At 36.2% G+C, this 16,345-nt stretch carries 19 protein-coding genes; 13 read left to right on the forward strand and 6 right to left on the reverse strand.

The window, feature by feature from the left end; all coding sequences use genetic code 11:
- The first annotated feature begins 1 nt into the window (after nt 1).
- The 9 genes from A6A20_RS02850 to yccS all read left to right on the forward strand — a co-directional run bounded on the left by A6A20_RS02850 (nt 2) and on the right by yccS (nt 8,752).
- The gene (locus A6A20_RS02850) at nt 2-1,039 is read left to right on the forward strand and encodes a FecCD family ABC transporter permease (protein WP_279572050.1); all 1,038 of its coding nucleotides are present in this window, start codon (nt 2-4) and stop codon (nt 1,037-1,039) included.
- A 1-nt stretch (nt 1,040) separates the two neighbouring features.
- Nucleotides 1,041-1,811, forward strand: a complete 771-nt coding sequence (locus tag A6A20_RS02855) for an ABC transporter ATP-binding protein (protein ID WP_279572051.1) — start codon at nt 1,041-1,043, stop codon at nt 1,809-1,811.
- Between the two features lie 20 nt (nt 1,812-1,831).
- On the forward strand, nt 1,832-2,266 hold the full coding sequence (locus A6A20_RS02860; protein WP_279572052.1) for a plastocyanin/azurin family copper-binding protein: 435 nt from the start codon (nt 1,832-1,834) through the stop codon (nt 2,264-2,266).
- A gap of 7 nt (nt 2,267-2,273) precedes the next feature.
- A complete protein-coding gene (locus A6A20_RS02865) occupies nt 2,274-3,098 on the forward strand; it encodes an ATP-grasp domain-containing protein (RefSeq protein WP_279572053.1) in 825 nt (274 codons plus the stop codon).
- 34 nt (nt 3,099-3,132) lie between these two features.
- Nucleotides 3,133-4,656: a multicopper oxidase family protein gene (locus A6A20_RS02870; RefSeq protein ID WP_279572054.1), complete on the forward strand. Its 1,524-nt coding sequence runs from the start codon at nt 3,133-3,135 to the stop codon at nt 4,654-4,656.
- 187 nt (nt 4,657-4,843) lie between these two features.
- Nucleotides 4,844-5,497, forward strand: coding sequence for a curli polymerization inhibitor CsgI-related protein (locus tag A6A20_RS02875; protein ID WP_279572055.1), 654 nt, complete (start codon nt 4,844-4,846; stop codon nt 5,495-5,497).
- A gap of 77 nt (nt 5,498-5,574) precedes the next feature.
- Nucleotides 5,575-6,033 (forward strand): methylglyoxal synthase, encoded by a 459-nt coding sequence (locus tag A6A20_RS02880; RefSeq protein ID WP_279572056.1) that lies wholly within the window; start codon nt 5,575-5,577, stop codon nt 6,031-6,033.
- Nucleotides 6,034-6,165: 132 nt separating this feature from the next.
- On the forward strand, nt 6,166-6,609 hold the full coding sequence (locus A6A20_RS02885) for a YccF domain-containing protein (protein ID WP_279572057.1): 444 nt from the start codon (nt 6,166-6,168) through the stop codon (nt 6,607-6,609).
- 13 nt (nt 6,610-6,622) lie between these two features.
- A complete protein-coding gene (gene yccS, locus A6A20_RS02890) occupies nt 6,623-8,752 on the forward strand; it encodes a YccS family putative transporter (RefSeq protein ID WP_424585437.1) in 2,130 nt (709 codons plus the stop codon).
- A gap of 3 nt (nt 8,753-8,755) precedes the next feature.
- Here yccS and A6A20_RS02895 read toward each other — a convergent pair whose 3' ends face one another.
- Nucleotides 8,756-9,319, reverse strand: coding sequence for a TorD/DmsD family molecular chaperone (locus A6A20_RS02895; protein WP_279572059.1), 564 nt, complete (start codon nt 9,317-9,319; stop codon nt 8,756-8,758).
- 244 nt (nt 9,320-9,563) lie between these two features.
- Here A6A20_RS02895 and A6A20_RS02900 point away from each other — a divergent pair, with 244 nt between their 5' ends.
- On the forward strand, nt 9,564-10,076 hold the full coding sequence (locus A6A20_RS02900; RefSeq protein WP_279572060.1) for an NlpC/P60 family protein: 513 nt from the start codon (nt 9,564-9,566) through the stop codon (nt 10,074-10,076).
- 20 nt (nt 10,077-10,096) lie between these two features.
- Here the strand turns inward: A6A20_RS02900 and A6A20_RS02905 are convergent, their stop codons facing one another.
- Nucleotides 10,097-10,561: a LexA family protein gene (locus A6A20_RS02905; RefSeq protein WP_279572061.1), complete on the reverse strand. Its 465-nt coding sequence runs from the start codon at nt 10,559-10,561 to the stop codon at nt 10,097-10,099.
- Between the two features lie 231 nt (nt 10,562-10,792).
- On the opposite strand from A6A20_RS02905, the gene sstT reads away from it, so the two are divergent.
- A complete protein-coding gene (gene sstT / locus A6A20_RS02910; protein ID WP_279572062.1) occupies nt 10,793-12,037 on the forward strand; it encodes a serine/threonine transporter SstT in 1,245 nt (414 codons plus the stop codon).
- 156 nt (nt 12,038-12,193) lie between these two features.
- On the opposite strand, the gene cobB is transcribed toward sstT, so the two are convergent.
- Genes cobB through A6A20_RS02930 form a run of 4 tightly spaced genes read right to left on the reverse strand, consistent with a single transcriptional unit; the run spans nt 12,194 to nt 15,092 of the window.
- The gene (gene cobB, locus A6A20_RS02915) at nt 12,194-12,907 is read right to left on the reverse strand and encodes a Sir2 family NAD+-dependent deacetylase (protein ID WP_279572063.1); all 714 of its coding nucleotides are present in this window, start codon (nt 12,905-12,907) and stop codon (nt 12,194-12,196) included.
- 44 nt (nt 12,908-12,951) lie between these two features.
- A complete protein-coding gene (locus A6A20_RS02920; protein WP_279572064.1) occupies nt 12,952-13,341 on the reverse strand; it encodes a SufE family protein in 390 nt (129 codons plus the stop codon).
- The gene (locus A6A20_RS02925; protein ID WP_279572065.1) at nt 13,338-14,543 is read right to left on the reverse strand and encodes an aminotransferase class V-fold PLP-dependent enzyme; all 1,206 of its coding nucleotides are present in this window, start codon (nt 14,541-14,543) and stop codon (nt 13,338-13,340) included. The genes A6A20_RS02920 and A6A20_RS02925 overlap by 4 nt, the downstream gene beginning before the upstream one ends.
- Nucleotides 14,544-14,546: 3 nt before the next feature.
- The gene (locus A6A20_RS02930; protein ID WP_279572066.1) at nt 14,547-15,092 is read right to left on the reverse strand and encodes a thermonuclease family protein; all 546 of its coding nucleotides are present in this window, start codon (nt 15,090-15,092) and stop codon (nt 14,547-14,549) included.
- Nucleotides 15,093-15,161: 69 nt separating this feature from the next.
- On the opposite strand from A6A20_RS02930, the gene A6A20_RS02935 reads away from it, so the two are divergent.
- The gene (locus A6A20_RS02935) at nt 15,162-15,578 is read left to right on the forward strand and encodes a CidA/LrgA family protein (RefSeq protein ID WP_279572067.1); all 417 of its coding nucleotides are present in this window, start codon (nt 15,162-15,164) and stop codon (nt 15,576-15,578) included.
- Between the two features lie 12 nt (nt 15,579-15,590).
- Nucleotides 15,591-16,289 carry a CidB/LrgB family autolysis modulator gene (locus A6A20_RS02940; protein WP_279572068.1) on the forward strand — a complete coding sequence of 233 codons (699 nt, stop codon included), beginning with the start codon at nt 15,591-15,593 and terminating at the stop codon, nt 16,287-16,289.
- The last annotated feature ends 56 nt before the right edge of the window (nt 16,290-16,345 follow it).

Below are 16,345 nucleotides of genomic sequence, written 5' to 3' on the forward strand. Positions count from 1 at the left end.
TATGACATCAACAACCGTTAATCAAATTATCAAAAACCAACGTTTATTAGAACGTAAACGTTGGTTTGTGCTGTTTTCTTTCTTGATACTTTGTTTTTGTAGCCTTGTTTTTGATATTGTAACAGGCCCATCAATGTTACCCATTAATGAAGTGATTAATGCTTTATTTCAATTAAAAGATGTGGATAAAATGACCCATATCATTGTTTTTGAATTGCGTTTACCCATGGCTCTTATGGCGTTGGTGGTAGGTGCTGCTCTTGGTGTTGGTGGGGCTGAAATACAAACGTTACTTAACAATCCTATGGCAAGTCCTTACACACTAGGACTTGCCGCAGCAGCAGGATTAGGGGCATCATTGGTTATTGCTTTTGGGAGTTTTGGCTTGCCAACTACCTTTGCCGTTCCCTTAGGAGCATTTATCATGACTATGTTTTCAGCGATGATTCTGTTTCTTTTTTCAGCCTCTCGCCGTTTTAATGCGGCAATGTTAGTATTAGTAGGAATCGCATTATTATTTCTATTCCAATCATTATTATCACTGATTCAATATATTTCAGCCCCTGAAATTTCTCAGCAGATTTTATTTTGGCTTTTTGGCAGTTTGACCAAAGCAACTTGGGAAAATTTAACAGTAACTTTTGTTATTACAGGAATAGCTATTTTCTTACTTTCAAAAGATATGTGGAAACTTACTGCTTTACGCTTAGGTGAAGAAAGGGCAAAAAGTTTAGGCATTAACTTACAATTCTTACGCATAAAAACCTTGATCATTGTCGCTATTATGACGGCTACTGCAATCAGTTTTGTAGGGGTAATTGGTTTTATTGGCCTTGTTGCACCTCATGTTTCACGCCTATTATTAGGTGAAGATCAGCGTTTCTTTTTACCGGGCGCAATGTTAGTGGGAGCGGTTTTTCTTTCTATATCTTCAGTGCTATCAAAAATCATTATACCTGGCGCTTTATTTCCAGTAGGAATCGTTACCTCTTTTGTTGGCGTTCCTTTTTTCTTTTGGATTATTTTGACAAAACGTTAGTATGTTACAGTTAGAAGATTTAACAATTTATCGTCATACACAAAAAATCGTAGAAAATTTACACCTTAATTTTGAACAAGGAAAAATTTATACGATTTTAGGCCCTAATGGTGCTGGAAAATCTTCATTGCTTAAAGCAATCTTTGGAGAAATACCCTATCAAGGGAAAATAAGCTATCAACAACAATTTAACCAAGAATCTTTGTCAAAATGGCAAAAATCTATTGGCTATATGCCACAAGATTGCCTCGTTGATGCTTCATTGAATGCACTAGAAGTTATATTACTGGGACATATTGATAAATTAACCTTACATATCAGTGATGAACATCTCTCTGAGGTAATAACATTAATGCAAATGCTAGAAATTAGTCATCTAGCACATAGAGATATTACTACCTTAAGTGGTGGACAACGACAATTGATTATGTTCGCTCAAGCACTGATCAAACAACCTAATATTTTATTATTAGATGAACCTGTGAGTGCTTTAGATATGCACCATCAATTAAATTTACTTGAAAAAGTACAACAATATACTAGAAAACATCAAATAATTACCATTATGATATTGCACGATTTAAACCTTGCCTCCCAATTTTCTGATAAGCTAATATTATTAGGCGAAGGGAAATTACAAGCGCAAGGTTTACCTAATGACGTCTTAAAACAAGACATCATTAGTCAACTCTATCATATTCATCTAGAAATATTGTTTGATAATGCAGGATTACCCGTTATTCGCCCATTAGCTAAAAAACCCTTGAATTAAATAAACATAAGGAAAATTCTATGAAAAAATCATTATCTATTCTTACCCTTTTATTCGCATTTTCTTCTGCAACATTTGCTAACCAACACCATGAAATACAAATGCTCGACTATGGTGAAGGTGGTAGTATGGTATTTGAGCCTGCTTATCTAAAAGCAAATGTAGGAGATACGGTAACCTTTAAGGCAACTCATAAAGGGCATTGGGTACAAAGTAAAACATTGCCAGAAGGTGTTACTGAATTTCTTAGTGAAGACGGTCAAGACTTTACTATTACACTCAGTGAAGAAGGTATTTATGTCTACACTTGCCCGCCTCATCGCATGGTCAATATGAATGGTGTCATTCAAGCAGGTAATCCCGTAAACCTTGAACAAGCAAAAGCAATGGTCTTTGAATTAGATAAACGATCTATGCAAAATAAAGGACGTTTAACAAAATATTTTTCTGAATAATAAAAAAATGCTTACCATTACAACCTGCCAACAATATCCTGAGCTCAGTGCTAATTTACAAGGATTATGGCATTTACTGCGTCAACAAGTAAAAATAACCATTACGCCATGGCAAAATTTACCTATGACCGACTTTGTGTTACCGCTTTGTTGTTGGGATTATTCTGAACAAGCTAATCAATTTATTTATTGGTTAAAGCAAGCACAAAAGGTAGGAACTGATTTCTTTAATCCAATTAGCTTATTACTTTGGAATTCACATAAAAACTATTTATGCGACCTTGCCAAAATGGGAAAAAACGTTATTCCTAGCCTAATTGTTCCCCCCAATAATACATTGATTAAACAAATTATGTGCCAACAACATTGGCATACCGTTGTAATTAAGCCCACCATAGGTCAAAGTGGTAAAAATGTTATTTGTCTGACCCAGCAAGCGTTAAACACAATTAATTTATCACATTATAAACAAGAGATTGTCTTACAACCTTTTATCCCAGAAATACAAACTTATGGTGAAACCAGTTTAATTTTCTTTAATGGGCAATATAGCCATGCAGTAAAACGACAACCTCGTCAAGGCGAATGGCGTGCAAATAGTGCTTATGGAGTACAAATAATTCCCATATCTCCTAAAAATAAAATTCAACAACAAGCCCAAAATCTTATTAATCAATTACCTCAAATTCCGCTCTATGCCCGAATTGATGGAATAGTATTAGAAGAAAAATTGCTCATTAATGAATTAGAACTGATTGAACCCGCACTTTATCTTAATGAAGATAGCACTCAAACATTAGCAAGAGTATTGATAAACCATATCAAAAAATAAAAATATCCACCAACAAAACCCTTAGGGAGGAGTCATGAATCGCCGTCAATTTGTTCACTTTAGCTTATCAGCAACAGCTTTAGCTTTACTACCTCAGTTTAAAACTATGGCTTGTGATAAACATCATCTTCATCATACAGCAATGTATGAGAATATTCCTATCGCTCCACCAACAGCATTACTTCCCGTTGAAGCCTTAGCCAACAATATGCCGTTAGCACCATTAACCTTGCTCACAAACGAATCAAAACAGGAAAATGTGTTTAAAGCTAAATTAGTAGTAAAACGGCATAATATTGAGCTAGTTAAAGGCAAACCTACCGAATTTTTTACCTATAACGGCTATATACCAGGACAATTAATTATTGCGAATGAAGGGGATCGCATAGAACTTGAACTTCATAATCAGCTTGATGAACCTACCACTTTGCATTGTCATGGTTTACCCGCCCCATCAGATCAAGACGGTAATCCTCAAGATCCCGTAGAACCCGGACAATCACGCATTTACCAATTTACTCTTCCTAAAGGTTGTGCTGGCACTTATTGGTACCACACTCATGCCCATGGATTAACTGCCAGTCAGGCTTATAAAGGATTAGCGGGTGCATTTATTGTTAAAGCCAAAGATGATCCACTTTCCTTTTTACCTGAACAACATTGGCTCATTTCTGATTTACGCTTAGATAATAATGCTCAAATCCCAGGCAATGAAGTATTTGATTGGATTAATGGACGAGAAGGACAATTTACCCTCATTAATGGTCAACGCCAACCGAAAATAACCTTAACAGGACAAGAACGTATCCGTATTTGGAATGCTTGTAGTGCCAAATATCTTCGCTTAGCCATACCTCATTGTGAGTTCATCGTGGTAGGAACTGATGGAGGGCTACTTGAGCAACCTCAATCACCAGTTAGCGAACTATTACTCGCCCCAGCTGAGCGTTATGAAGTAATAGTAAAAATTCATCAAACAGGGCAAACTAACTTACAAAATCTGCCTTATAATCGAGGTAAAATGTTTGTTCCTTTTGAACCTATCACACAAACCTTAGCAAATATTGAATTAACCCCACAGCAAGAATTGGTAATACCAAATAAATTACGCCAAATTGATGATTTCGGTGCAATTACTGCCCAAAAAGAAGTTACCTTTGTGGAACGCCAACATCATCATATTGATTGGGAAAATTTATCTGAACAGGAAACGCAAGACATTTTAAAGAATATGTTTCTTGTAAATGGAAAAACTTATGATATGAATCGTGTAGATCTTGTCAGTAAGGTTAATGAGGTTGAAGAATGGTCTATCTTTAATATTTCTCATATGGATCACCCATTCCATATCCATGGTACACAATTTATTGTGCTTGAACATATTTTTGAAGACAAATCTTATAAACCAGTCAAGGCATTAAAAGATACCGTTAATATACGACCCTACGAGCTAGTCAAAATAAAAATTGTACAACGTCAAAAAGGTCTTCGTATGTTCCATTGCCATATTCTCGAACATGAAAACCTAGGTATGATGGCACAACTTAATGTTGTTTAATAAACAAATTATTCTCCATAAAATTTCACGTTTATGGAGAATAATTGATTATATTATAAACAACTATACTCAATTACTCATCTTTAATATTTCAATTTTAATTAATTTAGACTAGGATATAACACTGTACTCAACCAAAGTACCCTAACTTAATTATCATTGAATGATTGTAACTTCAGGAGTCGACATGAAACTTCGTCATCTGGCGTTGACTGCAACAATGCTTTTTGCAAGTAGCGCAACTTTTGCTGGTGTAGTAACTAGCTCTTCTAATATAGACTTTCTTGCCATTGATGGAAAAAAAGCGAATAAATCCTTATTAAAAGAAGCTCGCTCTTTTAATGCTCAAGCTGGTAACAAGCACCAAGTAGTTATTCGTGTTTCAGAAATTATACGAGCTGGCTCTGATCGTACCTTGTTTGAATCAGATCCAATTATTATAACTTTCCAAGGCTCTAATGAAGATATTATTATCTCAGCACCTCGTCTTGAAAATGAACGTGATGTCAGTAATTTCAAACAAAATCCTCAAATCACAGTAAAAACTACTTCTGGCACAGTAATCAATACACAACAAGATCGATTAAAACAAGAAGGTTTTTTACCCGGTGTGAATTTAATTGAAAATCTTTCAGATTATAATGCTTCGGGTGCTGTCGCTTCTGTAACAGCATTTGCCACAACAGCAATTCCTGCAAGTATTCCCGGTATCGCTAAAACACAAAAAGGCAAAGTGGTAGTACAAGGTGAAAATATTGTAGAACAACAGCTACAATATTGGTTCCAGCAAGCCGACAAAGAAACCCAAGCACGTTTCCTAAATTGGGCAAAACAACAATAAAAACTTGATATTCTTTATCCCAATACGAATAAAAAGTGAGCCAAGCTCACTTTTTGTTTAGCACATAGGAGAAGACAATGAACACGACTACTCGCCAACTTTCTCATCAAAAAAATATTGCACTTGTGGCACATGATCACCGCAAACAGCAACTGATAAATTGGTGTAAAACTCACCGCACTTTATTATTGCCTCATCATCTCTACGGCACAGGAACAACGGGTAATCTAATTCATCAACATACTCAACTAACAATAACCAGTTTACTCAGTGGTCCTATGGGCGGTGATCAACAATTAGGTGCACTTATCGCCGAAGGGAAAATCGATCTTCTTATTTTCTTTTGGGATCCTATGAATGCCGTTCCTCATGATCCTGATGTCAAAGCCTTAATGCGAGTAGCCACCGTTTGGAATATTCCTATTGCAATGAACGAAGCTAGTGCTAACTTTTTAATCAGTTCTCCCTTGTTTGCTCAACCATGTGAAATTACGATCCCTGATTACCAAGGCTACTTAGCTGAACGGTTAAAATAAACAACCTTATATTATTTTCAATAAGGCAAGGCGAAAACGCAGTATTATTTTAAACTAGAACGACTATATATTCGGTTATCGCCTTTTGCTATACTCATCAACATTAGCCAATAATATGATTAGGACAACCTTATGGCATTAATTCTTAATATCTTAAACTTTATCTTAGGCGGTTTTTTTACCACATTGGGCTGGTTATTTGCGACTATCGTCAGTGCTATCTTGATTATTACCCTACCCTATACTCGCAGTTGTTGGGAAATTACTAAAATGGCATTTGTTCCCTTTGGCAATGATATTATTCATGTCAAATATTTAGAACCTACCCACCCCATCAGCAATGGAATTGGCACAGTACTCAATATTATTTGGTTTATCTTTTTTGGTTGGTGGTTATGTTTATCTCACGTTCTTACAGGTATCGCACAATGTATTACCATTATAGGCATTCCCACTGGTATTGCGAATTTTAAACTTGCGGCTATCGCCTTATTTCCCGTTGGGCAACGGGTTGTGAGCAAAGAAGTGGCTCAACAAGCAAGACAAATTCAAGCGCAAAAACAATTTAACGATTAAGTTTAATATGATGATCAAACGCTGGCTAACTGCCAATATTATTGCGGTTTTACCTGTATTTATTGCTGTTAATATCGCTTCATTATTGGTATGGCTATTAGCAATATCCCAACAAAGTATGCCATTAGTGTTAGGCATTATTGCTGGTGGTTTAGTCGATCTCGATCATCGTTTCACAGGGCGAATAAAAAACCTCTTTTATACCCTTATTGCTTTTACCATTTCATCAATCGCCACTCAACTTACTTTAGGGCATAGCCACGCCTTTATTATGGTTATGACAACCATGACCTTTATCTTTACAATGCTTGGCGCATTAGGACAACGCTATAACACCGTTGCCTTTGGTACTTTAGTAGTTGCACTTTATACAGGATTAACCTATTTACCTGCTACCCCTTGGTATCTTAACCCTCTGATGATTTTAACTGGAACATTGCTATATAGCATTACTGCCATGCTTGTTTACCTTCTGTTTCCGCACCGCCCTGTGCAAGAGAATATCTGTAAATCTTTTCTTGCCCTTGCGGATTATTTAGAAACCAAAGCCAGTTTTTTTGATCCTGATGACATTGATGAATTAGAGCAAAAACAAGTCCAGTTAGCATTAAAAAATAATCAGGTTATTCAATCATTTAATGAATGTAGAACCTCATTATTCTATCGTTTAAAAGGACAACATCGCCATTCTCGCACCCAAAAAATGCTACGTTACTACGTTATCGCTCAGGAAATTCATGAAAAAGTGAACTCTAGTCATTTTAATTACCAACGTATGACTCAACAACTGAAAAATAGCGATCTTTTATTCCGTATCCAACGTTTACTAGAATTACAAGCTCAAACCTGTCGCCAATTTGCCTACCAACTACAACAAAATATGCCTTATCAACATAACTTACGCTTAGAAAAGGCTCTACAAGGTATCCAGCAATCTTTTGAATATTACCAGCAACAACATTCTCAATCTCAACAATTTCCTTTACAAACACTGATTGAAAATTTGCAAAATGTTGCTTGGCAATTACAACACCTCGATCAAGACAACCAACAAGAAAAACGTCAGCACCAACAAATTAACAATGACAACATCACTGGATTAAGCAATATCCTTGAAACTGTCCGTAGCCAACTTAACTTCCGTTCTCCACTATTTCGCCATGCTTTAAGACTCTCTATCGTAGTCTTTATCTGTTGCAGTATTGCAGAATTTTTACAATTAGAACGAGGTTACTGGATTCTACTCACCGCTATTTTTGTATGTCAACCCAATTATTCCGCCACCAAAACACGTTTAAAACAACGTATTGTCGGCACAATTCTTGGGGTTATTGTGGGATCATTATTACCTTATATCGGTACAACCCTAGAAACCAAACTAGGTATTGTGGTCTTATCCAGTACCTTATTTTTCTTCTTTCGTAGCAATAATTATAGTTTTTCCACCTTTTTTATCACAATTCAAGTTCTAATGAGTTTTGATATTATTGGTTTTGATCTACATGGTGCAATGATACCTCGTGTCATAGACACCTTAACAGGTTCAATAATTTCTTGGCTTGCCGTTTCTTATTTATGGCCTGATTGGAAATATTTAGAATTAAACAAAGTAAGTACACAAGCCCTCAAAGCCAATGCAAAATACTTACTATACATTGTCAGCCAACTACAATTTGGTCAAGTTGATGATTTAAAATACCGTATTGCAAGACGTAATGCACATAACAGTGCAAATACGCTCTACATTACAGTAGCCAATATGAATAATGAACCCCATAAATACCAATCCCACTTAAGTGAAGGATTTCAACTGCTAAAACTTAACGCTTCTTTGCTTAGCTATATTTCCGCACTAGGGGCATACCGTAGTCATATGGCAAACTTAAAACAACAACGGGATTTTCTCGCACAATTTTACCCAACAGCGAAAAAAATGATCTACACACTAGAACATCTCAATAGTTTGAATACAAAAGAATTTGACCAATTACAACAACAAATTAGTGAAAACCTTAAACAATTTTTGAACGATTATAACCAACAACTTAGTCAAATAGATTTCACTGTGCCGATCCAACAATTGGAAATGATGAATCAATTATTACCAAATCTCTATCACGCTATTCAAACTATGCATAAATAGGAACTATCCTTGCTCTTCTAACTCGTCCGCCATAGCTGACAACATATCTCGGCATAATTGAGATAAAGCACGATAAAAAGGTAAATGAGCGTGAGCCTCTACTTGCCCTAAGAATTGGCTGGCACAAGGCAGTAAAAATTGAACAAAAAACATTTTTTGCACCTCCATATCCTCAAGATTATCTTCAATCCAAGCAGAGGTTAATAATAAAAGGGCAATATGGTCAGCGTTTTCTAATACAGGCATAGCATACTGCTGACGAAATTGTAAGAAATCCGCCAGTGTAATTGCATCATAATCGCTAAGTTTAACCTTTACTGCCCCTGCTTGTGGATCAAATAAATGCTCATATTCTTTATTTAATTGCACCAAATCCTGAGACGATTGTAAAACCTTTAACGCCTGTTCACTTTGATTATCAGTAGATAATGGCCAAATTGGGCTTAATTGCTGTTGTGCTAACCAAGCAAAAATATTAGCTAAAATGGGATCTTGAGGTTGGCGATAAAATAAATTACCAAATAAACGGCTAATCAGTGAAAAAGGGGTAACTTGCGTTGTTGTCATTATATTCTCCTTAAAAAATAATTGAAAAATTGACCGCACTTTTCATAATTTATGCAAAAAATACGTCAAGTTTTAACCTAAAATCAACAATTCAGTATAAAAACTGGATATTATCGTCATTCTACTTTAAAATAACACCCTTCCATCGTGCTTTTTGTACACCGATAGCTTGTTTTAAGAAAGATATATACCAATTCAAATATTATCTGCGAAATTTTATCAAAAATAGCAAAACAATGTGAAAATGTTGAAACCACTATTCATTATAACAGGATTATTATTAATCAGTGCTTGTAGCACCATCGTGCAATCCAATAATCCGCAACAAATTGAAACACCAGAAACTCCATTACCGCTTAAAACCAATAAAGCTAGCCACCCTGCACTCATAAATAATAGTCAGCTTGCCCACCTCTACCAACAATGGGTAGGCACAAAATATCGTTTAGGCGGTACAACAAAAAATGGCATAGATTGCTCCGCCTTTATGCAGCAAATTTTTGCACAAATTTATCAAGTCAATCTTCCTCGCTCTACAACACAACAACGTCAGCTTGGAAAACCCATTAAAAAGGCACAATTACAACAAGGGGATCTCGTGTTCTTTCGCAATAACCGCCATGTAGGTTTGTATATTGGCAATGGACAATTTATGCACGCAAGTACAAGCCAAGGGGTTACTATTAGCTCATTAAATGAAAATTATTGGCACAAAAACTATACTCAATCTCGCCGTATTCTTTCCTCGCCAAAATAATTGGATTTTACACCGCACTTTTATTGCACCGAAGGCTGAAACATATTTTTTCTTGGCTTAAATTGATGAATCGTATTGGTTACCCGCCCTAATACCTTTAATTCCTGCCAGTTCTTGGTACTAATGCTATGATATTTGGCATCTAATGACATAAATAGCCATTCTTGCTCGCCCTCCTGCAATAATTCATACAGTAAAAATTGCTCCCCTTGCTCTAGTACAATTAAATCGCCAACGGTTAGTTTATTCGCTTGTTCAACCACTAAAATATCCCCTTGTTCAATTCCCCAAGCAAGCATATTTGGATTGGTAACCTGCACAAAACAAGTTTGTTTTGGACGTTTAATACAATAGAGATTTAAATCTAATTTATATTTAACCAAGTTATTTTTTCCTAACGCATTATGACTACAATCCGTATAAAACGGCATAGGTTGATAAGAGAAAATTGGCTTTTCATTATCCATTATTACACGATGATCCATATTCACCTCAAGCACTCTTGCTGTATAAGAATACAGTTAATATACTGTATAAAAAAACAATGTGTCAATAAAAATTCATTTTTTTGTGTAATTTTTTTATTTTTATATTTTATTTCCGTTCAAATTAAGCTAATCTTTCTTACCTCTAATAGGTCATATAGCTTACATTAATAGGCTATATCATGATTAACCGCAGGGTTACCTGCCAAACACAACATCAATGATAAAATTATGAATATTTCACGTTTCTTTTCATTATTTTTCCAAGGAAATCTCATTAAGCGTATTGCCATCGGTTTAGTGTTAGGTATTATCGTTGCCTTGATTTCCCCAACCTTAGAACCAACTCTCGGCTTTAATATCGCTGAAAAAGTCGGCTTATTGGGACAAATTTTTGTACGTTCATTGCGAGCGGTTGCACCAATTCTGGTTTTTGTCTTAGTAATTGCCGCCATTGCCAATAAAAAAATTGGTAGCCAAAGCAATATGAAAGACATTATTATTTTATATGCGTTAGGCACATTTCTTGCTTCGTTAACCGCCGTAGTATTCAGTTTCCTATTTCCAAGTACCATTGCTCTTGCGGTACAAGATACTAGCCTTTCGCCACCGGGAGCAATTTCTGAAGTATTAAAATCAGTCCTATTTAGTGCATTAGATAACCCATTAAGTGCTTTATTTAATGCAAATTTCATTGGTATTTTAACTTGGGCTATCGGGTTAGGTATTACATTACGCCATGCCTCTGATACCACCAAAAATGTTCTCAATGATATTTCTGAAGCTATTTCAAAAATCGTTTATTTTGTTATTTCTCTCGCTCCTATTGGGGTATTTGGTTTAGTGGCTGACACTTTAGCGGATCGTGGATTATCTTCATTACTTGGCTATGTTCATCTATTAGCGGTATTAATCGGTAGTATGTTATTTGTCGCTTTTGTAGTGAATCCAATTTTAGTTTTCTGGAAAATTCGCCGTAATCCATACCCATTAGTTTGGACTTGTGTGCGTGAAAGTGGCTTAACCGCCTTTTTAACCCGTAGCTCCGCAGCAAATATTCCTGTAAATATGGGCTTAGCAAAACGTTTAAACTTAAATGAAGAAACCTACTCCGTTTCTATTCCATTAGGTGCAACCATCAATATGGCAGGAGCGGCGATTACTATTGCTGTATTAACTTTAGCCGCAGTGAATACCTTAGGCATGGAAGTTTCTTTAGGAAGTGCATTATTACTTAGTGTTGTTGCCTCTATCTGTGGTGCTGGGGCTTCAGGGGTTGCCGGTGGTTCATTATTATTAATTCCACTCGCTTGTAGCTTGTTTGGCATTCCAAATGAAATTGCTGCCCAAGTAATTGGAGTAGGTTTTATTATTGGTGTATTACAGGATTCAACCGAAACAGCCTTAAATTCATCAACCGATGTCTTATTTACTGCCGCAGTTTGTATTGCAGATCAACAAAAAAATCAAGGCTAAAACAAAACACCGTAATATGTATAGTCGTTTCAATTTAAAATGAGACAAGGCGGTACGCCAAAGACAGTGCTAGTAGTATGGCGAGGCGTACCAACACTGTATCATTTTTAAGTGGAACGACTACAGTAGGCAAAAACTTGTCTACTGTTATTCCCTTTAACAATCTTGTTCTTTTAAGAATTGCTCAACAAAACTCGGCACAATTTCACTAGCTTTTCCATATATAGTACGTTTGAAAGCGGTGTAATGTTGGCTTTTTTCTAAATTTAATTCTATGCTTGTTGCCCCTTGCAAATTAGCCTCTCTTACAAAATCTGCCGCTGGGTAAACATTACCAGAAGTACCAATGGAAATAAAATAATCGCATTTTGCTAACGATTGATAAATTTTTTCCATAGATAATGGCATTTCGCCAAACCAAACAATATGTGGACGTAGTTCACGAGGTGGGTGGCAACAAGTACAACGATCTTGCTCAGTAATATCTTTTTGCCAAGAATATACCTTACCAGAGCCACCACAACGTGCTTTTAATAGCTCACCATGCATATGAATAAGATTTTTACTGCCTGCACGTTCATGTAGATTATCCACATTTTGCGTTACAATTAGTAGGTTATCACCGATTTTTTGTTCTAATTTTGCTAAAGCAAAATGAGCAGGATTTGGTTGGATTTCAGGACTTAATAATTGACGCCGCCGTTGATTATAAAAATTTTGAACTAATTGAGGATTACGTTGAAAGGCTTGTGGCGTGGCAACATCTTCAATACGATGATTTTCCCATAAGCCATCATTCGCCCGAAAGGTTCTTATGCCTGATTCAGCGGAAATTCCTGCTCCTGTTAATACCACTACTCTTGCTGCCATTCTTTTCTCCTGTTTTTTCAATGACGATAAATACCTGACAAAACTTAATTAGAGGGTAATTGTTGAATGATCTGCTCAATTTGTTTTAGTCCATTTAGCCTTGTATGACTTAATCGCTGTGCAATACCCAGTTGAGTAAAATAAGCGCTAAGGTCAAAATGACGTAGATCATCAGCATTTTGTTGTGCGATAGCTTGTAAAAGTATCCATAATAAACCGTTAATAACCCTTGCTTCGCTATAAGCAGTAAACTGAAAAGTGCGGTCAGTTTTTGCAATAAATTTAAACCATACTTTAGCTTCGCAACCGTAGATTTCTTGCATTTGTGCTAATTCTTCCTCACTAGGGCGAGGTAAATTCTTGCTCGCTTGAATAATTAAACGATAGCGAGTTTCCCAATTTTCTGCTTGGCGAATTTGTTCAATTAAATTCATACTTCCCCTAATAATTGTAAACTTTTATCTAATGCCGCAAAAAAACGCTCAATATCCTGTTGATGATTATAAGGCGCTAAAGATAGACGCAATGTGGCTGATTGTCCTAAACGGGCTAAATAAGGTTGAGCACAATGTTCACCACTGCGTAAAGCAATATGTTGCTCCGCCAGTAAGGTGGCTAAGTCAGCACAATGGATATGTTCAAAAATAAAACAAACCACTGTACTTGGCTGTGGCGAATTAAATAAACGACAAGCAGGATATTGAGCAAGTTTAGCTTTTATTTGTTCCGCAAGAGCAATAGCATATTGTTCTGCTTGGTAAAAATCAAATTGTTGTAGCCAAGCCAATACGGCATTAAAACCAATCACTGCGGCAATATTTGGCGTGCCTGCCTCTAATTTATAGGGTAATGGGGCAAAATCTATATGTTGCTTGGACACTTTTTCAATCATTTTACCACCATAGCATAAAGGTTGTAATAAATTAAGGCTGGTTAATTTACCACTTAAAACCCCAAGCCCATTCGGTCCATACAATTTGTGAGCAGAAAAAGCCAGAAAATCCGCATCAAGTTCAGATAAATTAATCTGTTTATGACTAATAGCTTGTGCGGCATCAATCAGAATTAAGGCTTGTGAATTGGTACGAATAATGGGAATAAGCTGTTTGAGTGGCTGTTCTGTACCAGTAACATTTGAAATATAATTTAGGGCAACGAGCTTGGTACGCTGGTTTAAGGCTTGTTTTAATTGTTGCGGATCGATTAACCAATTATCTTGTAAGGATAAAATAATTAATTTTGCACCGCACTTTTTAGCAATGGCTGACCAAGTAACAAAATTAGCGTGATGATCCGCTTCACTAATGATAATTTCATCGCCCGCTTGTAATTGTGGCAATAAACCATAAGCCACTATATTAATGGCTTGGGTCGTACCTGAAGTCCAAATAATCGCTTGTGGACTTTCTGCTCCAATAAAATCCGCACAGCGTTGGCGAGCTTGTTCATAGAGATAGGTTTGCTGTTCATCATATTGACTACGATGCACCGAGCCTGCCGATTGGTAAAAAGCCACTGTTGCATCAATTAATGCTTGAGGCTTTAAACTGGTTGCCGCCGAATCTAAATAACTTGTGGTTTGATTTTGTTGTAAATAAGGGAAATGCTGACGAAATTGTTCAACATCAAATTGCATAGCCTATTTTCCTTTTGTTTTCTTTGCTTGTTGTTGACGCCAAAGGCTAGGGGGCTGTGGCGATTTATCTTGCCATAACCCTAGCTTTTTTTGTTGGGCTTGTTGCTGTGCTTTAATATAAGCGGGATTACGCACATATTGATGATAAGCCCAAGCCATACCTTGTTGTACCATTATTAAATTAATATTTTGCCCTCGGCCATTGTACACTGTCGCTAAAGTACGCTGATAGCGATCATAACCTGCAATGGATAATTTAACCTGCTTTTTATAAATAAGTTGTGCGAGAGTCTGGCGTGCTTTATTACCAAAGGCTTGCTTACGTTCAGGTGCATCAATTTCTGCCAGTCTTACTTTGATGCTTTTCTTATTTGCCAATAAACAGCTAAAGGTATCACCATCGGATATTTTAACAACGTAGCACTGTAATTGCCGATTAGCCTGTGCTGAATGGCTAATTACGCAAGCCAAACCAAGCAAGAAACAAGATGAATAACAAGAAATGCGATGAAAAGATTTAATTAAGATCAAAAATTTATGTAATAACATTCACATCAATACCAAAATAAGAGTAAAATTATTTTATAAAATTTATCAAGATTTTTTAAAGGTGTTTCAATGAGAAGAAAAATCCTTGATTTATGTCGTTCCTTGGCGATTTTATATCTTATGCTATTTTTAGGCAAGGCTATTGCTTACCTTGTTCCCATTGGCGTACCTGCCAGTATTTGGGGGTTATTACTATTATTTACGGCGTTATGTTTACAAATTATCAAACTAGAATGGCTTTATTTTGGTGCAGGATTATTTATTCGTTATATGGCGCTACTTTTTATTCCTGTGAGTGTTGGCGTAATTAAATATTCAGATTTATTATTTTCCCAAGCCAAAGCCTTACTTATTCCCAATATTGTCAGCACCATTATTACCTTGATTTTTATTGGTCTATTATCAGATTATTTATTTTCACGCACTTCATTTAAACATCTTAGAAAAAAAGTGTTAAAAAGACGCTTAAAATTAACCGTAAAATAGGGGGAAAGAATAATGGAATATCTTATTTATGCTTATACCTTGCTCACTATTGCGGTTTTTGCCCTTGCAATTAAAATTAATCGCCATTGGAAGTCATTGATTTTTAACTCTTTCATACTCAGTGTATTATTTCTTGTTTTGCTGTTGCTCTTAACAGGCATTTCTTATGATAGCTATATGATTGGGAATGCACCATTAAATCATCTCTTATCATTAGGCGTTGTTGCATTAGCCTTGCCCTTATATGAACAACTTCCTCAAATTCGCAAACAATGGCGAGCCATTTTATTGATTAGCTTTCTAGCAACCATTGTGGCGATGTTAAGTGGGGCAATAGTTGCTTTATCATTAGGGGCAAGTCCCGAAATTATTGCCACAATTTTACCTAAATCTGTAACAACACCGATTGCCATGGAAGTCGCTGGTAATATTGGCGGCGTAGTTGCGGTTACTGCGGTAAGCGTTGTTATTGCTGGCTTAATCGGATCGGTTTTTGGATATTTAATTTTGCGTAAAATGCGGATTAAATACCTTGAATCCATTGGATTAGCATTAGGATCTACGGCTCACGCACTTGGTACAGCTTCCGCAATGCAAGAAGATGTCAAAGCTGGAAGTTATAGTTCATTAGCTTTGGTGCTATGTGGCATTATGAGCTCTCTACTCGCTCCAGTGATGTTTAAAGTGATTTATTTTTTCTACTATGCTTAAATATAATCGTTGCAATTTAAAATAAGACAAGACGGCACGCCGAAGGCAATGCAAAG

Origin of the sequence: Volucribacter amazonae (genome assembly GCF_029783845.1) — a bacterium.
Taxonomy (GTDB): domain Bacteria; phylum Pseudomonadota; class Gammaproteobacteria; order Enterobacterales; family Pasteurellaceae; genus Volucribacter; species Volucribacter amazonae.

Coding starts and splice junctions, on each gene's coding strand:
- A6A20_RS02850 (WP_279572050.1), top strand. CDS start 2: ATGACATCAACAACCGTTAATCAAATTATCAAAAACCAACGTTTATTA.
- A6A20_RS02855 (WP_279572051.1), top strand. CDS start 1,041: ATGTTACAGTTAGAAGATTTAACAATTTATCGTCATACACAAAAAATC.
- A6A20_RS02860 (WP_279572052.1), top strand. CDS start 1,832: ATGAAAAAATCATTATCTATTCTTACCCTTTTATTCGCATTTTCTTCT.
- A6A20_RS02865 (WP_279572053.1), top strand. CDS start 2,274: ATGCTTACCATTACAACCTGCCAACAATATCCTGAGCTCAGTGCTAAT.
- A6A20_RS02870 (WP_279572054.1), top strand. CDS start 3,133: ATGAATCGCCGTCAATTTGTTCACTTTAGCTTATCAGCAACAGCTTTA.
- A6A20_RS02875 (WP_279572055.1), top strand. CDS start 4,844: ATGAAACTTCGTCATCTGGCGTTGACTGCAACAATGCTTTTTGCAAGT.
- A6A20_RS02880 (WP_279572056.1), top strand. CDS start 5,575: ATGAACACGACTACTCGCCAACTTTCTCATCAAAAAAATATTGCACTT.
- A6A20_RS02885 (WP_279572057.1), top strand. CDS start 6,166: ATGGCATTAATTCTTAATATCTTAAACTTTATCTTAGGCGGTTTTTTT.
- A6A20_RS02895 (WP_279572059.1), bottom strand. CDS start 9,319: ATGACAACAACGCAAGTTACCCCTTTTTCACTGATTAGCCGTTTATTT.
- A6A20_RS02900 (WP_279572060.1), top strand. CDS start 9,564: ATGTTGAAACCACTATTCATTATAACAGGATTATTATTAATCAGTGCT.
- A6A20_RS02905 (WP_279572061.1), bottom strand. CDS start 10,561: ATGGATCATCGTGTAATAATGGATAATGAAAAGCCAATTTTCTCTTAT.
- sstT (WP_279572062.1), top strand. CDS start 10,793: ATGAATATTTCACGTTTCTTTTCATTATTTTTCCAAGGAAATCTCATT.
- cobB (WP_279572063.1), bottom strand. CDS start 12,907: ATGGCAGCAAGAGTAGTGGTATTAACAGGAGCAGGAATTTCCGCTGAA.
- A6A20_RS02920 (WP_279572064.1), bottom strand. CDS start 13,341: ATGAATTTAATTGAACAAATTCGCCAAGCAGAAAATTGGGAAACTCGC.
- A6A20_RS02925 (WP_279572065.1), bottom strand. CDS start 14,543: ATGCAATTTGATGTTGAACAATTTCGTCAGCATTTCCCTTATTTACAA.
- A6A20_RS02930 (WP_279572066.1), bottom strand. CDS start 15,092: ATGTTATTACATAAATTTTTGATCTTAATTAAATCTTTTCATCGCATT.
- A6A20_RS02935 (WP_279572067.1), top strand. CDS start 15,162: ATGAGAAGAAAAATCCTTGATTTATGTCGTTCCTTGGCGATTTTATAT.
- A6A20_RS02940 (WP_279572068.1), top strand. CDS start 15,591: ATGGAATATCTTATTTATGCTTATACCTTGCTCACTATTGCGGTTTTT.